Origin of the sequence: Pseudoalteromonas sp. S3178 (assembly GCF_005886985.1) — a bacterium.
Lineage (GTDB): Bacteria > Pseudomonadota > Gammaproteobacteria > Enterobacterales > Alteromonadaceae > Pseudoalteromonas > Pseudoalteromonas carrageenovora.
In genome coordinates this window covers 1-290 of sequence record NZ_PNCW01000233.1, presented here as the reverse complement: position 1 = coordinate 290, position 290 = coordinate 1, and the positions used below count along the sequence as shown (strand labels likewise).

Sequence of the window (290 nt, the reverse complement as noted above, 5' to 3'; positions counted from 1 at the left end):
TTCAAAAACTACTACCTTCACTATGTTTGCCGTCAACTTAAAGCCTATTTTCCAGAGTTGCTGAGTTACACAAGGTTTCTCGCGCTTATGCCTAGTGTGGTGGTTCCGATGTGCAGTTACCTCACATCAAAACTTGGCAAGCCCACTGGTATACAATTTATTGACTCCACTAAAATAGAAGTGTGTCACATCATCAGAGCTAAAAGAAATAAAGTGTTTGAAGGCGTTGCTCATCATGGAAAAGGCACTATGGGTTGGTCATATGGATTCAAACTACATTTAATAATTAA

General features: G+C 39.0%; 1 protein-coding gene. It reads left to right on the top strand.

What is annotated here, in order from left to right; translation table 11 throughout:
* Window positions 1-290, top strand: a 290-nt coding sequence (locus CWC11_RS20760; protein WP_249330790.1) for a transposase, incomplete at both ends; no start/stop codon positions are given.